Consider the following 20161-nt stretch of genomic DNA (forward strand, 5'->3'; position numbering starts at 1 on the left):
TACTCGTCTAGCCGACGTCCCGGCGCTTCCAGCCGGCCAGGCCCGCGACCAGTGCGACGGCGGCGACCGCCACGAGCCACGCGAGCGGCGTCGCCGTGAACTCCTGGCCGGGGATCTTCGGCGGGTGCTGGAACGGCGAGACGTCCAGCACCGCCTGCGGCAGGTCGACGACCGGGCCGAACAGGCTCAGCAGCAGCGCCAGCGCGCCGGCCGCCCACGCCGCCGCGGAAAAGCCCGGCAGCAGCCCGAAGATCGTCACCGCCAGCGCGACCACCACCCAGGCGGCGGGCAGCTGGACGAGCATCCCGGCGAGGCTGTCGGCGAGCGAGCCGCCGACGTCCCCGGTGCGGAGCCCGTTGGCCAGGCCCATGAAGACCCCGCCGGACAGCAGCAGCGCCGCCGTGCCGAAGAAGGCGAACACCAGGTGGCCTGCCGCCCAGCGCAGCCTGCCGACGCTGGTGGCGAGCACCGGCTCGAGCCGGATCGCGGTCTCCTCGCCGCGCATCCGCAGCACCGCCTGGACGCCGTACAGCGACGCCACCATGGCGAACATCCCGGCCATCGCGGCGAGGAACGCCTGGGTGAGCGCGTGGCTGCCGCCCAGCCGCGCCATGATCTGCTGCGCCTGCGGGCTCGAGCCGACGAGGTCGCCGATCCCGCTGGCGATCGAGCCGAACACCGCGCCGACCACGGCCGTGCCGATCGTCCAGCCGAGCAGGGGACCCCGGTGCAGCCGCCAGGCGAGGGCGAGCGGCGAGCGCAGGCCCGGCGCGGCCGTCGCCGGCCCCGGGCGCGGCGGCAGGATCCCGACGCCGACGTCGCGGCGGGGCAGCAGCCAGTACCCGAGCCCGCCGACGACCAGCGCGCAGGCCACCGGGAGCAGGAGCGCCCACCAGCGTTCCCCGGCGAACGCCCTGACCTGCTGCACCCAGCCGATGGGCGACAGCCACGACAGCCAGCGAGCGTCCACAGTGGAGTCTCCGGCCCCGCGGAGCAGGAAGGCGGCACCGACCACCGCGGTACCGATGCCGTTGGCCGTCCGGGAGTACTCGGCCAGCTGGACGGCGACCGCCGCGACCGCGGTGAACACCAGGCCCACCAGCGCTTCCGCCGCGCCGAAGGCGAGCGAACCGGCCGCGGGCAGGCCGGCGCCGATCATCGTGACCGCCTGGACCAGCCCGGTCAGCACGCTCGCGCCACCGGCCACCAGCAGCGCCGCCGTCAGTGCCGCGTACCGGCCGACCACCGCGGACGCGAGCAGTTCCGCGCGCCCGGTGTCCTCCTCGGCGCGGGTGTGCCGGGTGACCGTGAAGACCACCATCAGCCCGGTGAGCAGCGCCAGGAACCCGCACATGCGCCAGGCGATGAACCCGCCGGCCGTGGTCAGGTCGAACGGCGGCCCGTAGAGCAGCGCGTACGACGGGTTGGCGTTCGCGCCGGCCTGCAGGGCGAGCCGGTCGGCGACCGTCGGGTAGAACTGCGTGAACGTGTTGACCGTGCTCGCCGGGACGATGCTGAGCAGCACGATCCAGATCGGCAGGATCACGCGGTCACGGCGCAGCGCGAGCCGGGTGAGGTGCCAGGTGCCGGCCAGTTCGTGCGCGGGCGCGACCGCGGCTTCGGCGCGGGAGAGCGTCGCCGTCATTTCGCGCTCGCCTCGGTCGTGTAGTGGCGCAGGAACAGCTCCTCCAGCGTCGGCGGCTGGCTGACCAGGCTGCGGACGCCGACCTCGGTCAGCTGCCGCAGGGCTTCGTCGAGCGAGCGCGTCTCGACGTCGAAGCGGACGCGGTTGCCCTCCACCTTGAGGTCGTGGATGTTCGCCAGCTTGGTGAGCCCGTTCGGCGGCCCGGCCAGCTCGGCGGTGATCGACGTCCGGGTCAGGTGGCGCAGCTCGGCCAGCGTGCCGGACTCCACCGTGCGGCCGTTGCGGATGATGCTGACCTTGTCGCACAGCGCCTCGACCTCGGCGAGGATGTGGCTGGAGAGCAGCACGGTCCGGCCCTGCTCGCGCTCCTCCTGGATGGCGTACTGGAACGTCGCCTCCATCAGCGGGTCGAGGCCGGACGTCGGCTCGTCGAGGATCAGCAGGTCAACCCGCGACGCGAGGGCGGCGACGATGGCGACCTTCTGCCGGTTGCCCTTCGAGTACGTGCGCCCCTTCTTCTTCGGGTCGAGGTCGAACCGCTCGATCAGGTCGTTGCGGCGCTTCTGGTCGAGCCCGCCGCGCAGGCGGCCGAGCAGGTCGATGACCTCGCCGCCGGAGAGGTTGGGCCAGAGGTTGACGTCGCCGGGCACGTAGGCCAGGCGGCGGTGCAGGCTCGCCGCGTCCTTCCAGGGGTCGCCGCCGAGCAGCCGGACGTCCCCCGAATCCGCGTGGAGCAGGCCGAGCAGGACCCGGACGGTGGTCGACTTCCCGGCGCCGTTCGGGCCCAGGAAGCCGTGCACCTCCCCAGTGGGCACCTGCAGATCGAGGCCGTCGAGGGCCTTCGTCCGGCCGAACGACTTGTGCAGGTCGATGACCGAAATGGCGTTTTCCATGCTTCGGAAGTTACGCTGGCTTCATGAAGTTGTGAAGTTAAGAAAATGTCTAGATCGAGTGATCATGGGGGCCGGGTGCGAAAGGATGGGCCGATGACGACGCCTGACACGAAGCGAGATGAAGACGCCGTCCGCCGGTACGTCGAGAGCCTCGGGCTCGTGCTTTCGCAGATCGGCATGCAGCGCATGCCCGCGCGGGTGTTCGCCGCGCTGATGACCACCGACGAGGGCAGGCTGACCGCCGCCGACCTGGCCGCCCAGCTGTCGGTCAGCCCGGCGGCCGTCTCGGGTGCGGTGCGCTACCTCGAGCAGGTCGGCCTGGTCGCCAAGGAGCGCGAGCCCGGCGAGCGCCGCGACCACTACCGCCTCTACGACGACCTCTGGTACGCCACGTTCCTCAAGCGCGACCGCATGATCATCATGTGGCGCGACGCGGCCGAGAACGGCATCGAAGCCCTCGGCGAGGACACGCCGTCGGGCAAGCGGCTGGCCGAGATGCGGGACTTCCTGTCGTTCATGCTGGTGGAGCTCAACGGCATGTACGAGCGCTGGCACAAGCTCCGCGAGGAGAAGAACGCCTAGCCGCGCCGGGCCGCCGCGACGCACCGGGTGCAGCCGGATTCCTTGAGGTGCTGCCGCCACACCTGGTGCGGGTTCGCGCTGTCGCAGGTCTGCTGGAACAGCTGGACGCCGCTGCCGGTGCCGGTGATGCACTTCTGGCTGGTCGCGTTGCGGAACAGGACGTTGAACGAGCCGTTCGGGTTCTCGGAGACGTTCGACACCTGCCACTCCTGGGCGAACCAGTTGGTCCCCGGCGCCGGGCAGCCGGTCAGGAAGATCGCGGCTCCGTCGTTCGGCGAGCCCGAGGCGACACCGACGCACAGGTTGCCGGCCACCCCGGACAGGATCCACACGTTTCCGTTGCTCTGCGGTACGAGCTGGTACACCTGGTCGGCGGCGCCGCTGCCGACCGGTGTCTTGCAGGCTGCCTCGGTGACCGCCCAGTACGCGGTGTTGGCGTGGTAGTCGGCGTCGAGGCACAGCCGGGTGCTCGTGTCCGAGTACTGCAGCCACCAGCCGGCGGCACCGGCGGGGCTCACGGACAGGGCAACCAGGGCCAGGATGCCGACGAAGATCGGCGCGAAACGAATGCGCATGGTTCCGTCCCCTCCGGAGTCCGGGCGCCCGCCAGGGCGTCACGAAAAAGGCTGGCAGCGCGGCCTGATCCACTCCAGCCACCATCCGGCGGCAGCCGCTACATCGCGGCGAGCAACGTGTCCGCGAGCCGCTCGGCGTGGTCGGCAGGCTCGGCCTCTTCGAACGTGGCCAGGAACGCCAGCTGGAAGCACGCGCCCAGGAGCAGAGCCGCGGCCGCCTCGACGTCGGTGTCCGGCTTGATCCGGCCCAGCTCCCGCTCGGCGCGCAGGTAGTCCGCGACTCCCTTCAGGGGCAGGCGCGGGCCGTGTCCGTGCAGGCGTTCCCGGTGTGAGCGCAGCAGCTCCCGCGACGAGAACATCGAGACGGCGATCGGGAAGCTGTCGACGTAGAACGCCAGGCTGACCCGGGCCACGCGGACCAGGTTGTCCCGCAGTGGCGCTCGCCCGGGGTCCGCGGTCAGTTCGGCGAGGGTGGCGCCCAGTGCGGGCAGCTCCTCGGCCAGCACGCTGCGGAACAGGTCGGTCTTGTCGCGGAAGTGCTTGTAGAGCATCGCCTCCGAGTAGCCCGCGGTCTGCGCGATGACCTTCGTCGTCGCGTGGGCGTAGCCCTGCTCGCGCATCACCTTCGCCGCCGCGGCGACGATCTCTTCGCGGCTTCCCATGACGGCTCCCTGAGTGCGCTCTCAGCCGGGTTAGTGAACACTCACCTTACTGGTGAGTGTTCACTAACCAAGGAGGAGACATGCGGATCACCGTGCTGGGGGCGACCGGCGGCGTCGGAAGCGAGGTCGTCAAGCAGGCCCTGGACCGTGGCTGGGACGTCACGGCCGTCGTGCGCGACCCGGCCAAGCTGCGGCTGCCGGCCAGGGTCGTGGTCGCCGAACTGAAGCACCACGACAAGCTGGCGGCCGCCGTCGAAGGGCGTGACGCGGTCGTCTCCGCGCTGGGTTCGCGCGACCGCAAGCCGACGACGGTCTGCACCGACGGCGCCCGTGCGGCGCTCGCGGCCGGGGCCAAGCGCCTGCTGGTGGTCAGCGCCAGCGGGCTGGACGGTGACGGCGACGGCATCTTCACCCGCACGCTCGTGAAACCGCTGCTCGAAGCGGTCCTCAAGCACGGCTACGCGGACATGCGCGCGATGGAGGACCTGGTCATGGCCAGCGCCGTGGACTGGACCGTGGTCCGCCCGCCGATGCTGCTGAACGGACCGCGAACCGGCGTCGTGAAGAGCCGGCTGGACGGCAACGTGCGCGGCAGCTACACGATTCGCCGCGCCGACGTCGCCGCGTACCTGCTCGACGCCGTGGCGGACCCCACGCTGATCAGGCGGAAGGTTTCGATCGCCCACGGCTAGGTTCCAGGAATGGTGCTCCTCGCTCAAGCCGTCTACGTCAAGCGCAAGACCCCGCGGCTCCCGGGCGCGGCCGGTCCCACCAAAGGGCTCGTCCCCGGCCAGGGCGAACCGTTCCGGCTGGCCGTCCTCGGCGAATCCACAGTGGACGGCGTCGGCGCGGTGGACCACGAGGAAGCGCTCACCGGCTGCCTCGCCCGCGAGCTGGCCCGCGACGGCCGGGCGGTCCGCTGGCAGGCGGTCGGCCGCACCGGCGCCAACGCCCGGGTCGCCCGCGCCGAGCTGGTCCCGCTCGTTCGCCCGGCCGACCTGGTCGTGGTCGCCCTCGGCGTCAACGACACCATCGAGCTCCGGACGGCCGGCGCCTACCGCCGCGACCTCCTGCGCCTGGTGCTCGACCTGCGCCGGCGCCTCGGCCCGGTCGACGTCCTCCTGGCCGGGGTGCCGCCCATGTCCCGCTTCCCCGCCCTGCCACGCCCGCTGCGTGACGTCCTGGCCGCCCGCTCCGCCGCGCTCGACCACGCGGCCGCGACGCTCGGGAGGATTCCCGGTGTCCGGCACCTCCCGATGGACCCCGCGCTGCTCGACCCGGGCGCCTTCGCGAGCGACCGGTTCCACCCGGGCCCGGCCGGCTACGCCCGCTGGGCGGGAACGCTGGCACAGGCCGTGATCAGTTAGCAGCTCTGCGTCGATCTTCAAAAAAAGTCGCCGGTTCGTGTATCTGGCGGCGTCCCCACTGCGTCCTGTGGAGCAGCCAAGCACGGAGGAACACGACGGGGGGTGTCGCGTTCGCGGTGAACGCGGTGGCCGGGAGCCGAGGGGGCTGCCGGCCGCCGTCGGCCGGGTGCCCTTCGGGGGAGGGGACATCCGGCGGGGGCCCGTTGGGGAGCGGGTCCTTGAGGGAGGGGAGTACCGGTCGGCGCGGGTCCACCCGCTCGCGTCGGCCGGTACCTCCCGCAAGCGCCAGTTGTCCGGTAGTGCACGACCGACGAAGTAAGTGACTTGATGTATCCGAGATCCACCTGCACGCTCCTTCCCCCCGAAGGACCCGCGATACTGCCAGCACCGACTCGAAGACTCTTCCGAAGAGGGGCAGATACGGTGACCGACGTGCAAACCACAGAGGTAGATCCGCCTTGGGAGGGCCTGACCGGCGCCGAGCTGCACGCTGCGTGCATGCAGGCCGCCAGAGACGGCGACCGCCGGGCGATGGCCCGCCTCGTCGAAGAGCTGACCCCGCTCGTGTGGCACGTCGCCCGGGCCAACGGCCTCGACCGCGCGGTGGCCGAAGACGTGGTCCAGACCGTGTGGCTCGCCCTCTTCAGCCAGCTCGGCAAGCTGCGTGACCCCAAGGCCCTGGCGGCCTGGCTGATCACCACCACCCGCCGCGAGGCCACCCATCCGTTCGGCCGCCGCGTGCAGCCCGTGCCGCTGAGCGACGAAGTCGCCGAAGCGATGCCGAGCACCCAACCGGCACCCGAAGACGAAGCCGTCCGCGCCGACCGCGACCGCCGGGTCTGGCGCGCCTTCGTCCGGCTGCCCCACCGCTGTCAGGAACTGCTCCGGCTGACCGTGCTCGCGGGTCGCGCGGAGTACCAGCTCGTCGCCGAGGCCCTGCGCATGCCGCGCGGCAGTGTCGGCCCGACCAGGGGGCGCTGCCTCGACCAGATGCGCGATCTCCTCGCCAGTGAAGGGGGAAGCCGATGAACGACCTCGGAACGCCGGGCGAGGCCTTTTCCGATGAGCTGATCCTGGCCGACGTCGGCCGCTTCCTCGACGAGCTGGATCCGCCGCCGGGTGACCTGGTGCAGCGGGTCCAGTTCGCGCTCGCCCTCGAGGACCTCGACGTCGAGGTCGCCCGCTGGGAGCGCCTGGACAACCTCGCCGGCGTCCGCGGCGGCGGCACCGGCACGATCACGTTCACGGTCAGCGACCTGACGGTGATGATCAACCTGACCAAGATGGGCAAGCTCCACCGCATCGACGGCTGGCTGGTCCCGGCCGGTCAGTACGGCGTCGAGGTGCGGGTCGCCGAGCACGGAACGTCGTCCACGACGGCCGACGAAGGGGGCCGGTTCGTGCTGGACAACGTCCCGCGCGGGACGACCCAGATCCTCGTGCACCTGGGTGACGTGTCGTGCCGGCGGACCGTCGTGACGCCGACGGTCGTGCTCTAACCGAGGAAGTCGGCCAGGGGGACGGGGATCAGCCCGTCCCTCTTGGCCCGCTCCACGAACGCCGTGTAGTCCTCTTTGAACGTCTTCCGGAAGTGCATCAGCACGATGTCGCCCGGCCTGAGCTTGTCGCCCATCTGGAACTGGACCACGCCGTCGTTGACCGCGGCCGTCCAGAGCACCGCCGCGCGCATGCCGCACGCCGCCGCCGCCTTCAGCGTGTTCTGGTCGTAGTTGCCGAACGGGGGACGGAACAGCGTCGGCCGGATCCCGAGCCCGCGCTGGAAGTCGTCCGCGTCGTCGCAGATCTCCTTGCGCTGGAACTCGTACGGCTTGCCCTTGAGGTTCGGGTGGTTCACCGTGTGGTCGCCGAGCGTGGCGCCCGTCGCGTCGAGGATCTGCTTGAAGTAGGCCTCGTGGCCCTTCACGTACTTCTGGTTCAGGAACAGCACCGGGTGGGTGCCGTTCTCCTGCATCAGCTTCAGCGCGTCGGGGTCCTGCACCGCGCCGTCGTCCATGGTCAGGAACACGTACGGCTTGTCGGTGGTGATGCGGCGGACGAGCGGCACCTGGCCGTTCTCGATCGGCGGCACCTTCTGCTGGACCGTGCCGAACGGGTACGGCCCGGCCACCTTGACATCGGGAGCGGCCTGGGGCGCCGGGTTCGGCTGGCTCGTGGCCGGCTCGGGCTCGTCCGTGTTGTGTGTCGAACACGCCGTGAGCGCTAACACCGCCACGGCCAGTCCCGCCACCACTCACTTCATCCCGCGTCCCCTCTCTCGCGGTGATCACGAAGACCACCCGAAAGAGTGACGTCGGGGGAGTGGGTGAAGTTGCGCCGGACGATCTTCTGTGGTCCGGCACACGCAGGTCAGCGCCCGGTTTCGGCAGCCTTGACCAACATGCCGGAGATCAGCCGGATCACGGCCCGGAGCGTCGCGGCCAGTGCCGGACCGCTGCCGCGAACCGGTTCGGTGAACGTGCCCGTCCAGCGCAGGTGCGTGCCGCCGCCGGGGGCCGGCGTGAAGAGCACCTCGGCGCGGTAGTCCTTCAGCGGCTTGCCGCCGGCGAACGCGTAGACGTGCTTGCGGCCGGGCTCGTACTCGAGCGTCTCCTCGCGGAGCAGCACCGGCCACAGCCCGACCTCGCGGACCGCGCCGACGCCCTCCGGGAGATCGGTGCCCCGCCGCGCCCAGCGGGCCTGGACGATCAGTGGCTTTGCCCACTCCGCCCAGCGCGGGCCGTCCGCCTCGAGCGCGAACAGCGCCTCCGGCGGCGCGGTGCTCGTGCGGTTGACCTCGAAAGAGAACCTGCGGCCCACCGGAACCTCCCGCGTTGTTGACGAACGGATAATTAATCGTCTCCGGGAGCGTAGGTCAAGATGAAGGGGTGAGCACGCCGCGCCCCGACCTCGCCGCGCCGCACTGGCTCGTGCAGCTCCTGCGCAGCTCGCCGGTGCCGGTGCCGTGGAACATGGTCGCCAGGGCCGTGGTCGCGCTGGCCGTGCCGCTCGCGATCGCCTACGCGGCCGGGGACATCGCCGTCGGCGCGCTCATCTCGACCGGCGCGCTGCCCGCCGTGCTGTCCGAATCGGCAGGCCCCTACCGCTACCGCGCCCGCCGGCTCGGCGGGGCGACGCTCGCCGCGACCGCGGGCTACCTCGTCGGCCTGCTCACCGGCGGCACCCCGGCGCTGTCCGTGCCCGCGGTCATCCTGATCGCCGCGGTGTCCGCGGTGATCAGCGCGGCCGGCAGCAACGCCTCGGTCGCCGGCCTGCAGATGCTCGTCTTCGGCGTGCTCGCCACCGGGCAGCACGCGACCGGCGTCCGCGTCGAAGTCCTCTTCGGCTGCTTCTGCCTCGGCGCCGCCTGGAGCTTCGTGGTCGCGCTCGTCACCTGGACGGTCCGGGCGACCAGCCCCGAACGCACCGCCGTCGCGCACGTCTACGTCGAGCTGGCGGCGATGCTGTCGGCGACCGACGAAGCCGTCTCGCGGGTGGCCCGCCACCGGCTGACCACGGCGATGAACACCGCCTACGACCAGCTGCTGACCGCGCGGTCCTGGCTTTCCGGCCGTGACGCCGCCTACCGCCACCTGCTCAACCTGCTCTCGGCCACGACCCCCGCGGTCGAGGCGTCGGTGGCGATGGTCAACGCCGGCCGCCGTCCGGATCAGGAGGTCATCGACCACTTCGTCGCGCTGTCCGCGGCGGTGCTGGCCGGCCAGCCGCTGCCGCCTCCGCCGCCGATGCCGCCCGGCGATCCCGACCCGGTCCTCGCCGCGCTCTACGCGGGCCTGGTCCGGATCGGCAGGGGCGACGACCGCAAGCGCCGGGAGCCGACGCCGTGGTACCGCCGCCTGCGGGAGTGGGCGGGCTCGCTCGCGTCCGGCCCGCTGACCTGGATCGCCGCGCTGCGGCTGACGTTGTGCGTCGCGATCGCCGAGGTCGTCGGCCTGCTCGTGCCGGTGGAGCGGTCGTACTGGATCACCCTGACCGTCGGGATCGTGCTCAAGCCCGACTTCGGGTCCGTGTTCGGCCGCGCGGTGCTGCGCGGGATCGGCACGGTCATCGGCGTCGGGATCGGCGCCGCCGTGCTCGGCCTCGGCGCTCAGGGGTGGGTGCTGGTGGCGCTCAGCGCGGTCTTCGCCGGCGGCATCGCGGTGGGGAAGGTGCGCAACTACGGCATCCAGAGCGCCTTCGTGACGCCGCTGATCATCCTGCAGATGGGCCTGGCCCACACCGGGAACTGGAGCGTGGTGCTGGCGCGGCTGGTCGACACCGTGCTGGGCTGCGTGATCGTGCTCGTCTTCGGCTACCTGCTGTGGCCGGGCAGCCGGCGCCCGCAGGTGGGCGGGCGGCTGGCCGACGGGCTGGACGCCGTCGCGAAGTACGTCTCCCACGCGCTGGTCGAGGCCGCTTCGGGCGAGGCGCGGCTGGCGCGCTCGCGGGCGCGGCGCGGGGCGTACCGGGCCCTGGCCGACCTGCGGACGGCGTTCCAGCAGGCCGTCGTCGAGCCGTCCGCGAACGGCCGCCAGGCCGTGGCGTGGTGGCCGGTGATCGCCGCGCAGGAGCGGGTCGCGGACGCCGTCACCGAGGTCGGCGTGACGATCGGCCGCGGGGTGCCGCCGCCGGAACCCGCCGACGTCGAGCTGCTCACGGCCGCGCTGGGCGAGCTCGCGGCGGCCGTCCGGGAGCAGCGGGAGCCGCGGTCGATGCCGCTGCCGGACGCCGGGCAGCTGTCCGGGGTGGTCGACCAGCTGGAGTCGGCGTTCGACGCCGTCCGCGGCCCTGACCTGGCGGAACGCGCGCCGCTGCGGCTCGTCCGGCGGTTCCTGCCCTACCACAGGCGCACGTGAGCTTCGTGCGGTTCAATGCACCCATGGGAATCGACTTCGAAGCGTTGAAGGGCAAGGCCGAAGAGGCCCTGCGCGAGCACAACGACAAGATCGAGGAAGGCCTCGACAAGGCCGCTGACTTCGCGAAGTCGAAGTTCGGGCACGAGGGCCAGATCGACACCGGCGTCGAGAAGGCGAAGGACTTCCTCAACAAGTTCGACGACACGCCGGACAACCCGCCGGCGCAGTAGCTACTGCACTTCGCCGGTCGCGATCCCGTCCGTGAGGCCGGTGATCCGGCCGCCGCGTTCCCCGAGGGCGATCAGGCCTTGCCGCGCGTCCGGCGCGGCCAGGCTGATCCGCACCCCGGCCCGTTCGACGTCCAGGCCGGCGGCCAGCGCTTGCGCGCCTTCGTAACCGGCGTTGATCGTCGCCGCGAGCCCCCCGGTCGAGGCGAGCGAGCCGCGGGCGGCGCCGAGCCGGCCGAGCGCCTCGTCGACGATCGGCAGCAGCGCGTCCCGGTTGCCTTCGGTCATCGCGCGCACGAGCTGCGGGTTCGAGCCGGCGACGCGCGTGCCGTCGCGGTAGGACCCGGCGGCGAGCGACATCGCCAGCGGGCCGCCCTCGGCGCCGATGGTGGCCAGGATCGCCGCCAGCAGGTGCGGCAGGTGCGAAATCCGGGCGACGGCCTCGTCGTGCGACTCCGCGGGCAGCGGGACGACGTGCGCGCCGATGTCCAGCACGAGCTTCGCCACCTCGGCCCAGGCTTCGAGGTCGGTGTCCTCCTCGACGGCGACCACCCACGCGGCCCCCTGGAACAGCGCCGCGTCCCCGGCCAGCCAGCCCGAGTTCGACGTCCCGGCCATCGGGTGCCCGCCGACGTACCGCGTGTAGGGCACGCGACGGCGGACCGCGTCCAGTACCGGCGCTTTCACGCTGGTCACGTCGGTGAGCAGGCAGTGCGAAGCGTGCTGGTTGACCAGCCGCAGCAGGTCTTCGACGGCCGGGAGCGGCACGGCGAGCACGACCATCGCGTCCTCGGCCGCGGCCCGGTGCAGGGCCGCTTCGACGTCGGTCGTGACGTCGTAGCCCGCTCTGCTCGCCGCGTCGGCGTCCACTTCGGAAACGGCGGCACCCCACGCGGTGCGGCCGCTGGCGGCCGCCGCGCGCAGCAGCGACCCGCCGATCAGCCCGAGCCCGATCACGCATACGTCTCGCACGGGCCCCATCCTGCCAGTGCCGGACGCTTCTCGGGCTACAGCGCGGCCGCGAGCCGCGTCCCCTGGTCGATCGCGCGCTTGGCGTCGAGCTCCGCGGCCACGTCGGCGCCGCCGATCAAGTGCACCGGCAGCCCCGCCGCTCGCAGGTCGTCGGCGAGGTCCCGCACCGGCTCCTGGCCCGCGCAGACGACGACCGTGTCGACCGCCAGCAGCCGGGGCACGCCGTCGACGGTGATGTGCAGCCCCTCGTCGTCGATCCGCTCGTAGGTGACGCCGGGCAGCTGCTCGACGCGCTTGGCCTTGAGCGCGGCCCGGTGCACCCAGCCGGACGTCTTGCCGAGCCCGGCGCCGATCCCGGACTTCTTGCGCTGCAACAGGTACACCTGCCGCGGCGACGGCTCCGGCTGCGGCGTGCCGAGCCCGCCCGCGGCCTGCTCGGGGTCGGTGACACCCCATTCGGCCATCCACGCGTCGCGGTCGAGCGCCGGGGACGTGGGGTGCGTGAGGAACTCGCTGACGTCGACGCCGATGCCGCCGGCCCCGATCACCGCGACCCGCGCGCCGACCGGCTTGCCGTGCTTCACGACGTCCACATAGGACAGTACCTTCGGGTGCCCGATCCCGGGCAGCGACGGCACGCGCGGCGCGACCCCGGTGGCCAGCACGACCTCGTCGAACCCGGTCAGCTCGGCCGCGGACACGCGCTTTCCGAGGTGCAGCTTCACGCCGGTCACCTCGAGCCGCCGCCGGTAGTAGCGGATGGTCTCGGCGAACTCCTCCTTGCCGGGGATCTTCCGCGCGATGCCGAACTGGCCGCCGATCTCGTCGTCGGCTTCGAACAGTTCGACGCTGTGCCCGCGTTCGGCCAGCGCGGTCGCGGCGGAGAGACCGGCGGGGCCGGCGCCGACGACCGCGATGTGCTTGGCCCGCCGTGCCGGGGCCAGCGTCAACGTCGTCTCGTGGCCGGCGCGCGGGTTCACCATGCAGGACACGAGCTTGCGCTTGAAGGCGTGGTCGAGGCAGGCCTGGTTGCACGCGATGCAGGTGTTGATCTCGTCTTCGCGGCCGGTCTCGGCCTTCCGGATCCACTCGGGGTCGGCGAGGAACGGCCGTGCCATCGACACGAGGTCGGCGTCACCGCTGCTCAGCGCTTCCTCGGCGACCTGCGGCATGTTGATCCGGTTCGACGTGACGACCGGGATGCCCACGTGCGGCTTGAGCTTCCCGGTGACCCAGGTGAACGCGGCGCGCGGCACCGACGTCACGATCGTCGGCACCCGGGCTTCGTGCCAGCCGATGCCGGTGTTGATGATCGTGGCCCCGGCGGCTTCGACCTCCTGGGCGAGCGCGACGACGTCCTCCCAGCGCTGGCCGTCCGGGACGAGGTCGAGCATCGAGAGCCGGTAGACGATGATGAAGTCGTCGCCGACCTTTTCCCTGGTGCGCTTGACGATCTCGACCGCGAACCGGCGCCGCTTCTCCGGCGAGCCGCCCCAGGCGTCGGTGCGCTTGTTGGTGCGCTCGGCCAGGAACTGGTTGATCAGGTAGCCCTCGGAGCCCATGATCTCAACGCCGTCGTAGCCCGCGTCGCGCGCGAGAGCGGCACAGTTCGCGAAGGCGTCGATCTGCTTGCGGACGCCGAAGCCGGTCAGCGCGCGCGGCCGGAACGGGTTGATCGGCGCCTTGACGCTCGACGCCGACACGCTCAGCGGGTGGTAGGCGTACCGGCCCGCGTGCAGGACCTGCAGCGCGATCTTGCCGCCGGCGTCGTGCACCGGCGCGGTGAGCTGCCGATGTGCTTTCGCCTCGGCGGACGTCGTCAGCTTCGAGGCGAGCGGCAGCAGCCACCCGGTCTTGTTCGGCGCGAAGCCGCCGGTGACGATCAGCCCGACGCCGCCGCGGGCACGTTCGGCGTAGTACTCGGCCAGCGCGGGGAAGTGCGCGGCCTTGTCCTCGAGGCCGGTGTGCATCGACCCCATCAGGACGCGGTTGCGCAGCGTCGTGAAGCCGAGGTCGAGCGGGCTGAGCAGGTGCGGGTACGGGCTCATCGGGCGTCCTTCGGGTGGGGGAGGGCGGCCAGGACTTCGTCGAACCACTCGACCTGGCCCTCTTCGACGCGGATGCCGCCGCGCAGGACCAGGTACTGGTGCAGGTGCCGGCCGGTCAGCGCGCCCGGCGCGGGGAAGTCGCGCTTCTCGATCTGGCGGTAGACGTCGAGGCGTTCGGCGTGCTTCGCGCGGTGCCGGACGATCTCCTCGGCCACCTTCGCCGGATCGCCGAAGGTGGCGCCGCGGATCTTGACGGCCAGCTCGACCGGCCCGGCGGACGGATCGGGCTCGGCCAGCCAGCGCACGAGCTCGGCGTGGCCGGTGGCGCTGACGGTGTAGACCTTCTTGTCCGGCCGCCCCGACTGCGCGACGACGTCGACGGCCACCCAGCCGGCCTCTTCCATCCGCTTCAGCACGCGGTAGATCTGCTGGTGGGAGGCGCTCCAGAAGAGCCCGATCGACTTCTCGAACCGGCGCGTGAGCTCGTAGCCCGAACCGGCGCGCTCGGACAGCGAGACGAGGATCGCGTGCTCCAGTGCCATGCACCCAGTTTCATATGCACCCAGTTGCACGGCAAGGAGGGGCCCGTCACTTTCACGTGAAAGTGCCCACCGGGGGGCGTCACTTTCACGTGAAAGCGGCGCCCCGGGGGGAGCAGGATGGAGGAGTGCACCCGGTACTCGAACTGATCTCCGAACGGATGGCGGCGGGCAGTGTCCCGGGCGAACGCACCGACGGCCGTCGCCTCGCGCTGGCCATCGAAGGCGGCAGCAGCCGTGGCACCTACTCCAGCGGCATGGTGCTGGCCCTCGACGAACTCGGGGTCACGCCTGCGTTCGACGCCGTCTACGGCTCGTCGGCCGGCGCGCTGAACGGCGCCTGGCTGCTCTGCGGCCGCTCCTCGACCGGCGTCCGGACCTGGTGGAACCCGGTCGTCATGCGCCGGATCATCAACCCGCTGCACACCCTGCGCGGTCGCGCGGTGATCGACCTCGAATACCTCGTCCACCAGGTCTACTCGGTGCTGGAGCCGATGGACTTCCCGGCGATCCTGGCCAACCCGGTGACGTTCCACCCGCTGGCCACCGACGCCGACACCGGCGAGTCGACCGACCTGCGCCCCTTCCTCGACGACGTCGACGCGATCAAGGTCGCGCTCGCGGCGTCGTCCTGCATGCCCGTGCTGGCCGGGCCGCCGATCCCGATGGCAGGCCGCCGGTTCGTCGACGCGGGCGTCGCCGAGCCGATCCCGTACCGCACCGCGCTCGCCCAGGGCGCGACCGACGTCCTGGTGCTGCGCACCCGCCGCGCCGACGAGCTGCCGCTGCCGCCGCCGCGCGTGCACGACGTCGTCGTCCCGCGGTTCCTCCGCCGCCAGGCACCCGGCGCGATCCCGGCCTGGCAGGACACCTACCGGCGGGACGTCGAGGACGAAGAAACCCTGGCGGCCGACCCGCGGATCCTGACCGTCCGCCCGCCGTCCGGCGCGCCGGACGTGGCGGTGCTGGAGCGCGACCCCGACGTCCTGCGCAAGGCTGTCGACCTGGGCAAGGAAGCCGTCATCGACGTGCTGGACAGCTTGCGCGAAGCGTCCTAGGGCTTGCGCGCGATGCCACCGATCACGCGTGACTCCGACGGCGAGCCGGCGAACACGGTGTGCTCGTCCGGGTGCCACGCGGGGGCGTAGACGAGCCCCGGCTCCAGCATCGGCCAGCCGCCGAAGAAGCGCTCGAACTCGGCCATCGTGCGCAGGAAACCCGGGTTCGTCGTGGTCTCGTAGTACTCGAGCAGGTCGAGCAGCGCCTGCCGCTCGTCCTCGTTCACCGGGTTCTCGTTGGTCATCTGCGACAGCACCAGCAGCGACCCGGGGGCGAGCCGGGAGCGGTAGAACTCGAGCAGCCGGTCCGGGTTCTGCTCGTCCTTGACGAAGTGCATGACCGCGTTGATCACCAGGGCGATCGGCTGGCGGACGTCGATGATCTCCGACGCCTTCACCCGTTCCCAGAGGTCGTCCGGCTGCAGGAAGTCCGCGGCGATGGCGTGGTGGCGCTCGGGGTCGGCGGTGTCGGCGAGCAGCAGCGTCGAGTGGGCCAGCGCGATGGGCTCGTTGTCGATGTAGAGCACCCGCGTGTCGAGTTCGGGGCGTGCTTCGTCGGCGACCTCGTGCACGTTGCCCGCCGTCGGCAGGCCGGAGCCGACGTCGACGAACTGCCGGATGCCTTCGCGGACGCACTGCCGGATGGTGCGGCCGAGGAACTGCCGGCTCGTCAGGCAGTACTCGCCCATGAGCGGCAGCCGGGCGCGGACCTTCTCGGCGAAGTCGCGGTCGATCGCGTAGTGGGTGTTGCCGCCGATGAAGTAGTCGTAGATCCGCGCGGCCGACGGCCGGTCGAGGCTGCTTGCGACGGCCTTGAGCGCGTCGTCGTGGTTGATCATGCCGGTGCCATGCCCTCCCGGTAGGCGTTCACCGACTCTGTCAGGCGGTCGAGCTCGGTCCGCATCCGGGCCACCCCGGCGTCGTCGAGGCTCATGGCCGTGCCGATCACGTCGGGGATGCCGCGCGCCTTCTCGCGCAGCGCCTTGCCGGTTTCCGTCAGGCTGATCCGGACCGAGCGCTCGTCGTCGGCCTGCCGGTTCCGGACCACCAGTCCGGCCGTCTGCAGGCGCTTGAGCAGCGGCGACAGCGTCCCGGAATCGAGGTTCAGCTCGGCGCCGAGCTCCTTGACCATGCGGTGGTCCCGCTCCCAGAGCGCCAGCATGACCAGGTACTGCGGATAGGTCAGATCGAGGTCTTCCAGGACGGCCCGGTACAGCGACGTCACGGCCCGAGACGCCGCGTACAGCCCGAAGCAGAGCTGGTCGTCCAGCCGTAGCGATGCCATGGCGTCCTCCTCTCTCGTGACTTCCATGGTCCTCGGCCTGGCCGCGGGAGGCAACTCAAGTGCCCTGCATCTCATTGAGCTCAAATTAGTTGTGCACAACTGAGTTGCGAGCTACCTTCGTGGCATCAGCTTCCAGTCCGAGGAGGACGAGATGACCGCCAACCCGCACAACCTGGCCCTCGAACCGGCCGCGCAGGCGTTCGCCGAGGCCACCGACCAGCCGCCGTACCTGTTCCAGCTGCCGCCGGAGGAGGGCCGCAAGGCCGTCGACGGCGTCCAGGACGGCGACGTCGCCATGGCGCCGGCCGAGATCGAGGTGCTGCGCGTCCCGGGCGGCCCGAACGGCGACGTCGAGACGCGGATCGTCCGCCCGGCAGGCGTTTCCGGCCCGCTGCCGGTGATCGTCTACATCCACGGCGCCGGCTGGGTGTTCGGCGACTTCCACACCCACGAGCGGCTGGTGCGCGAGCTCGCCGCCGGCGTCGGCGCGGCCGTCGTCTTCCCCGAATACAGCCGTTCGCCCGAGGCGCGCTACCCGATCGCCATCGAGGAGAACTACGCCGTGGCGAAGTGGGTTGCCCAGCACGGCGCGGAGAAGGGGCTCGACACCTCGCGCATCGCGATCGCGGGCGACTCCGTCGGCGGGAACATGACCGCGGCGCTGACCATCCTGGCCAAGCAGCGCGGCGACGTCACCTTCAAGCAGCAGGTGCTGTTCTACCCGGTGACCGACGCGAACTTCGACACCGAGTCGTACCTGAAGTTCGCCGAGGGCTACTTCCTCGGCCGCGAAGGCATGAAGTGGTTCTGGGACCAGTACACGACGGATCCCGCCCAGCGCGCGGAAATCACGGCGTCGCCGCTGCGCGCGTCGCTCGACGAGCTCGCCGGGCTGCCGCCGGCGCTGGTGATCACCGGCGAAGCCGACGTGCTCCGCGACGAAGGTGAGGCGTACGCGGCGAAACTGCGTCAGGCCGGCGTTCCCGTCACCGCCGTCCGGTACCAGGGCATCATCCACGACTTCGTGATGGTGAACGCCCTGCGCGAGACGCACGCCGCCGAAGCCGCGATCACCCAGGCCGTCACGGTCCTGGCGAGGACGTTCACGAAGTAGCTGAGAGAACGCTGAGTGTGGCGCACGTTGCGGACCTATGAGGCAACTCACAGGTCCGCAACGTGCAAGCCGGGTCAAACGTGATATATACGCGAGTCCCGGGGGGTCCGGGTGCGCATTCACTGCCCGCCCGGAAGGACCTTTCCCATGCACCTCAGCCGGATCCGGCTCGATTCGCCGATCACGATGATCATCGTGATCGCGGTGACCCTGCTCGCGGTCATCGCCATCCCGCTGTTCTGGGAGCGGTGGAAGTTCAAGCTGGTGGGGCGCACCGCCACGATCCTCGTCGCGGTGGTCGGCATCGTCGTCACCACGGGCCTGACCGGCAACATGATCGGCGGCTTCTTCCCGACGGTCGGCTCGTTGCTCGGCACCGGCGTCTACGCGGCCGACACCATCGACGCCGAGACGAGCCAGAACGGTGAGAACCTCGACCTCGTCCGGGACGTCGGCGCGGCGCGGGCCAAGGAGGGCAAGGGAACCGTCGTCCACATGAAGGTGACGGGTCGGCGCACCAAGCTCACCCGGGACGTGACCGTGTACCTGCCGCCGCAGTACTTCGAAGCGGGCTACCAGGGCCTGAAGTTCCCGGCGATCGAGTGGATCCCGAACTACCCGTCCGGGCCCGAGGTCGTCACCGACGGGTACAAGCTCCCGGAACAGCTCGACACGGCGATCGCCAAGCACGCGCTGCCCCCGGTCGTCGTGATCATGCCGGACCCCACGGGCGTCCCGAAGATCGGCCACGACACCGAGTGCGTCGACGAGGTCAACGGCACCGCGAACGACACGTACCTGACGGCGGACCTGCGGGAGTGGGCGCTGCAGAAGCTGGGCGTGTCGGCGGACCGCAAGGCCTGGACGTTCGCCGGCTGGTCGTCCGGCGGCTACTGCGCGATGAACCTGGTGACCCGCCACCCCCAGTGGTACGGCCAGGCGGTGAGCGTCAGCGGCTACGACCGCGCGCAGATGGACGCCGAGACCGAAGACCTCTACAAGGGCCGCCGCGACGTGGACGACGCCAACAACGTCGGCATCACGGTCCGCCTCCACCCGTCCCCGGTGGACATCCTCGCCATCTGGGGCGAGAAGGAGAAGTTCGAGAGCGCGGCAGCCGAGCTGATCCGCGCCGGTGTCCGGTCGCCGGTCCGGTTCCAGTCCTGGCAGGTGCCGGACGCGGGCCACAACATGAACACCTTCAAGTCCCAGATCCCCGACATCCTCACCTGGATCGGCGCCCACACGACGCCGCCGGCCCCGGCGGGCCGCAAGGTCGACACCACCGGCGGGGTGCAGCCGTGGCCGCTGCCCCGGTCGGGCGCGGCCGGTGCCCTGGCGGACACCGACCAGTAGCCGGCTCAGCGGCCGCCGGCAGCTTCGCCGCTGCCCAGCAGCGTCGAGACGATTTCCGTGACCCGCCGCGAGCCGGTCGCGTAGTCCACCTTGGAGGGGTGCTCGGACAGCACCACCACGATCCTGTTGCCGACCACGCCCGAGGTGTGCAGCATCCGCGTCGGCCGGCAGCACGACCAGCCCTGCTTCACCAGCCACTCCTGTCCCTTGGCGGCGTCCGGGATGCCGAAGTACTGCCGGAAGCCGTCGGACCCGCGCTCGGTGGCGTCGCGCAGGGCGTTCAGGATCGTCGTGGACTTGCGGTCCAGCAGGTACCGGTAGATCTTCACGACGTCCGCCGCGGTGATGCGCGTGTCGCCCCAGCGGCCGGCGTCCTCGGGCGGCCGGGTGCCGGCGAGGCCCAGGTTCCTGGCCCAGCGCGTGACGATCGCCGGCCCGCCGTAGGCCGACCAGAACCGGCTCGCGAGGTCGTCGTCGCTGCGGGACAGCATCCGCTGCACATCCGCCGCGGGACCGCCCTGTTCGAGTGCGGAAAGCGCAATCAGCAGCTTGACGATCGACGCGGAGGTGTAGCCGCGGTCCGCGCGCACCGAGACGGTCGTCTTGCCGCTGTCCCGGTCGAAGACGACGACGCTGGCGGTGCCGTCCCGCATGATCTTGTCCAGCTTTCCGGCGTCCACCTCGACCGGATCGGCCTTCGTCGACGGCGTCGGCGTCGGCGTGGCGGACGTCGCCGTCGGCTCGGTCTTGGCTGCCGGAGCCGACGTCGCGGGCGGCGTCGTCGCGATCTCCGTGACTGCGATCGGCTGGGTGGCGGCGGCGTCGCTGTGACTCGCCGTCACCACCACGGCGCCGATCGCCCCCAGGCACAGCCCCACCAGGAAGATGCCGCTCAGCTTGCGCATGACCTGGATTGCCGGGAAGGCCGCGCGCTGTTCGCCCGAACGGGTCGGTTTGTGGGATAGGTCTCGAACAGGCCCCGATC

The 20161-nt window shown here is 71.4% G+C and carries 22 protein-coding genes; 10 read left to right on the forward strand and 12 right to left on the reverse strand.

The features are described from left to right. Positions 1-7: 7 nt before the first annotated feature. Together BLW76_RS09165 and BLW76_RS09170 are read right to left on the reverse strand one after the other, a co-directional pair. Complete coding sequence (locus tag BLW76_RS09165) at positions 8-1645, reverse strand: ABC transporter permease (protein WP_091305411.1); 1638 nt, start codon at positions 1643-1645, stop codon at positions 8-10. Then, the gene (locus tag BLW76_RS09170) at positions 1642-2538 is read right to left on the reverse strand and encodes an ABC transporter ATP-binding protein (RefSeq protein ID WP_091305413.1); all 897 of its coding nucleotides are present in this window, start codon (positions 2536-2538) and stop codon (positions 1642-1644) included. The genes BLW76_RS09165 and BLW76_RS09170 overlap by 4 nt, the downstream gene beginning before the upstream one ends. A gap of 93 nt (positions 2539-2631) precedes the next feature. Between BLW76_RS09170 and BLW76_RS09175 the strand changes: the two genes are divergently transcribed. After that, on the forward strand, positions 2632-3120 hold the full coding sequence (locus BLW76_RS09175) for a GbsR/MarR family transcriptional regulator (protein ID WP_091305415.1): 489 nt from the start codon (positions 2632-2634) through the stop codon (positions 3118-3120). Here the strand turns inward: BLW76_RS09175 and BLW76_RS09180 are convergent. Continuing rightward, complete coding sequence (locus BLW76_RS09180) at positions 3117-3695, reverse strand: RICIN domain-containing protein (protein ID WP_091305417.1); 579 nt, start codon at positions 3693-3695, stop codon at positions 3117-3119. The two genes, BLW76_RS09175 and BLW76_RS09180, sit on opposite strands and share 4 nt — an antisense overlap. A 98-nt stretch (positions 3696-3793) precedes the next feature. Next, complete coding sequence (locus BLW76_RS09185) at positions 3794-4357, reverse strand: TetR/AcrR family transcriptional regulator (protein WP_091305418.1); 564 nt, start codon at positions 4355-4357, stop codon at positions 3794-3796. 80 nt (positions 4358-4437) lie between these two features. On the opposite strand from BLW76_RS09185, the gene BLW76_RS09190 reads away from it, so the two are divergent. The 4 genes from BLW76_RS09190 (at position 4438) to BLW76_RS09205 (ending at position 7223) form a co-directional block, all read left to right on the forward strand. Then, entirely contained in the window at positions 4438-5049 is a 612-nt protein-coding gene (locus BLW76_RS09190) for an NAD(P)-dependent oxidoreductase (protein WP_091305420.1), read from the forward strand. 9 nt (positions 5050-5058) lie between these two features. Further along, entirely contained in the window at positions 5059-5724 is a 666-nt protein-coding gene (locus tag BLW76_RS09195; RefSeq protein ID WP_091305422.1) for an SGNH/GDSL hydrolase family protein, read from the forward strand. Between the two features lie 423 nt (positions 5725-6147). Then, positions 6148-6753, forward strand: a complete 606-nt coding sequence (locus tag BLW76_RS09200; protein ID WP_091305423.1) for an RNA polymerase sigma factor — start codon at positions 6148-6150, stop codon at positions 6751-6753. Then, the gene (locus tag BLW76_RS09205) at positions 6750-7223 is read left to right on the forward strand and encodes a hypothetical protein (RefSeq protein ID WP_091305425.1); all 474 of its coding nucleotides are present in this window, start codon (positions 6750-6752) and stop codon (positions 7221-7223) included. Before BLW76_RS09200 ends, BLW76_RS09205 begins: the two co-directional genes overlap by 4 nt. Here the strand turns inward: BLW76_RS09205 and BLW76_RS09210 are convergent. Continuing rightward, positions 7220-7975 carry a polysaccharide deacetylase family protein gene (locus BLW76_RS09210; protein WP_167384523.1) on the reverse strand — a complete coding sequence of 252 codons (756 nt, stop codon included), beginning with the start codon at positions 7973-7975 and terminating at the stop codon, positions 7220-7222. The genes BLW76_RS09205 and BLW76_RS09210 overlap by 4 nt on opposite strands. A 116-nt stretch (positions 7976-8091) precedes the next feature. Beyond that, a complete protein-coding gene (locus BLW76_RS09215) occupies positions 8092-8541 on the reverse strand; it encodes an SRPBCC family protein (protein WP_091305426.1) in 450 nt (149 codons plus the stop codon). Positions 8542-8609: 68 nt separating this feature from the next. Here BLW76_RS09215 and BLW76_RS09220 point away from each other — a divergent pair, with 68 nt between their 5' ends. Beyond that, entirely contained in the window at positions 8610-10577 is a 1968-nt protein-coding gene (locus BLW76_RS09220) for an FUSC family protein (RefSeq protein ID WP_091305428.1), read from the forward strand. 23 nt (positions 10578-10600) lie between these two features. Next, a complete protein-coding gene (locus BLW76_RS09225) occupies positions 10601-10807 on the forward strand; it encodes an antitoxin (RefSeq protein ID WP_091305430.1) in 207 nt (68 codons plus the stop codon). Here BLW76_RS09225 and BLW76_RS09230 read toward each other — a convergent pair whose 3' ends face one another. Genes BLW76_RS09230 through BLW76_RS09240 form a run of 3 tightly spaced genes read right to left on the reverse strand, consistent with a single transcriptional unit; the run spans position 10808 to position 14366 of the window. After that, entirely contained in the window at positions 10808-11761 is a 954-nt protein-coding gene (locus BLW76_RS09230; protein ID WP_091305432.1) for a prephenate dehydrogenase, read from the reverse strand. Between the two features lie 50 nt (positions 11762-11811). Then, the gene (locus tag BLW76_RS09235) at positions 11812-13824 is read right to left on the reverse strand and encodes an NADPH-dependent 2,4-dienoyl-CoA reductase (RefSeq protein WP_091305434.1); all 2013 of its coding nucleotides are present in this window, start codon (positions 13822-13824) and stop codon (positions 11812-11814) included. Beyond that, entirely contained in the window at positions 13821-14366 is a 546-nt protein-coding gene (locus tag BLW76_RS09240; RefSeq protein WP_091305436.1) for a PadR family transcriptional regulator, read from the reverse strand. Before BLW76_RS09240 ends, BLW76_RS09235 begins: the two co-directional genes overlap by 4 nt. A 125-nt stretch (positions 14367-14491) precedes the next feature. On the opposite strand from BLW76_RS09240, the gene BLW76_RS09245 reads away from it, so the two are divergent. Beyond that, positions 14492-15421 carry a patatin-like phospholipase family protein gene (locus BLW76_RS09245; protein ID WP_091305437.1) on the forward strand — a complete coding sequence of 310 codons (930 nt, stop codon included), beginning with the start codon at positions 14492-14494 and terminating at the stop codon, positions 15419-15421. Here the strand turns inward: BLW76_RS09245 and BLW76_RS09250 are convergent. Both BLW76_RS09250 and BLW76_RS09255 read right to left on the reverse strand, forming a co-directional pair. Continuing rightward, a complete protein-coding gene (locus tag BLW76_RS09250; protein WP_091305438.1) occupies positions 15418-16260 on the reverse strand; it encodes an SAM-dependent methyltransferase in 843 nt (280 codons plus the stop codon). The genes BLW76_RS09245 and BLW76_RS09250 overlap by 4 nt on opposite strands. Further along, positions 16257-16706 (reverse strand): MarR family winged helix-turn-helix transcriptional regulator, encoded by a 450-nt coding sequence (locus BLW76_RS09255; RefSeq protein WP_091305440.1) that lies wholly within the window; start codon positions 16704-16706, stop codon positions 16257-16259. Before BLW76_RS09255 ends, BLW76_RS09250 begins: the two co-directional genes overlap by 4 nt. A gap of 151 nt (positions 16707-16857) precedes the next feature. On the opposite strand from BLW76_RS09255, the gene BLW76_RS09260 reads away from it, so the two are divergent. Together BLW76_RS09260 and BLW76_RS09265 are read left to right on the forward strand one after the other, a co-directional pair. Continuing rightward, positions 16858-17820: an alpha/beta hydrolase gene (locus BLW76_RS09260; protein ID WP_091305442.1), complete on the forward strand. Its 963-nt coding sequence runs from the start codon at positions 16858-16860 to the stop codon at positions 17818-17820. Positions 17821-17967: 147 nt separating this feature from the next. Further along, positions 17968-19176, forward strand: coding sequence for an alpha/beta hydrolase (locus BLW76_RS09265; RefSeq protein ID WP_091305443.1), 1209 nt, complete (start codon positions 17968-17970; stop codon positions 19174-19176). Positions 19177-19181: 5 nt separating this feature from the next. On the opposite strand, the gene BLW76_RS09270 is transcribed toward BLW76_RS09265, so the two are convergent. Next, positions 19182-20081 (reverse strand): serine hydrolase, encoded by a 900-nt coding sequence (locus BLW76_RS09270; RefSeq protein WP_091305444.1) that lies wholly within the window; start codon positions 20079-20081, stop codon positions 19182-19184. Between the last annotated feature and the right edge of the window lie 80 nt (positions 20082-20161).

Source organism: Amycolatopsis tolypomycina, from assembly GCF_900105945.1.
In the GTDB taxonomy this organism is placed as follows: domain Bacteria; phylum Actinomycetota; class Actinomycetes; order Mycobacteriales; family Pseudonocardiaceae; genus Amycolatopsis; species Amycolatopsis tolypomycina.

Coding starts and splice junctions, on each gene's coding strand:
- BLW76_RS09165 (WP_091305411.1), bottom strand. CDS start 1,645: ATGACGGCGACGCTCTCCCGCGCCGAAGCCGCGGTCGCGCCCGCGCAC.
- BLW76_RS09170 (WP_091305413.1), bottom strand. CDS start 2,538: ATGGAAAACGCCATTTCGGTCATCGACCTGCACAAGTCGTTCGGCCGG.
- BLW76_RS09175 (WP_091305415.1), top strand. CDS start 2,632: ATGACGACGCCTGACACGAAGCGAGATGAAGACGCCGTCCGCCGGTAC.
- BLW76_RS09180 (WP_091305417.1), bottom strand. CDS start 3,695: ATGCGCATTCGTTTCGCGCCGATCTTCGTCGGCATCCTGGCCCTGGTT.
- BLW76_RS09185 (WP_091305418.1), bottom strand. CDS start 4,357: ATGGGAAGCCGCGAAGAGATCGTCGCCGCGGCGGCGAAGGTGATGCGC.
- BLW76_RS09190 (WP_091305420.1), top strand. CDS start 4,438: ATGCGGATCACCGTGCTGGGGGCGACCGGCGGCGTCGGAAGCGAGGTC.
- BLW76_RS09195 (WP_091305422.1), top strand. CDS start 5,059: ATGGTGCTCCTCGCTCAAGCCGTCTACGTCAAGCGCAAGACCCCGCGG.
- BLW76_RS09205 (WP_091305425.1), top strand. CDS start 6,750: ATGAACGACCTCGGAACGCCGGGCGAGGCCTTTTCCGATGAGCTGATC.
- BLW76_RS09225 (WP_091305430.1), top strand. CDS start 10,601: ATGGGAATCGACTTCGAAGCGTTGAAGGGCAAGGCCGAAGAGGCCCTG.
- BLW76_RS09235 (WP_091305434.1), bottom strand. CDS start 13,824: ATGAGCCCGTACCCGCACCTGCTCAGCCCGCTCGACCTCGGCTTCACG.
- BLW76_RS09240 (WP_091305436.1), bottom strand. CDS start 14,366: ATGGCACTGGAGCACGCGATCCTCGTCTCGCTGTCCGAGCGCGCCGGT.
- BLW76_RS09250 (WP_091305438.1), bottom strand. CDS start 16,260: ATGATCAACCACGACGACGCGCTCAAGGCCGTCGCAAGCAGCCTCGAC.
- BLW76_RS09255 (WP_091305440.1), bottom strand. CDS start 16,706: ATGGCATCGCTACGGCTGGACGACCAGCTCTGCTTCGGGCTGTACGCG.
- BLW76_RS09260 (WP_091305442.1), top strand. CDS start 16,858: ATGACCGCCAACCCGCACAACCTGGCCCTCGAACCGGCCGCGCAGGCG.
- BLW76_RS09265 (WP_091305443.1), top strand. CDS start 17,968: ATGCACCTCAGCCGGATCCGGCTCGATTCGCCGATCACGATGATCATC.
- BLW76_RS09270 (WP_091305444.1), bottom strand. CDS start 20,081: ATGCGCAAGCTGAGCGGCATCTTCCTGGTGGGGCTGTGCCTGGGGGCG.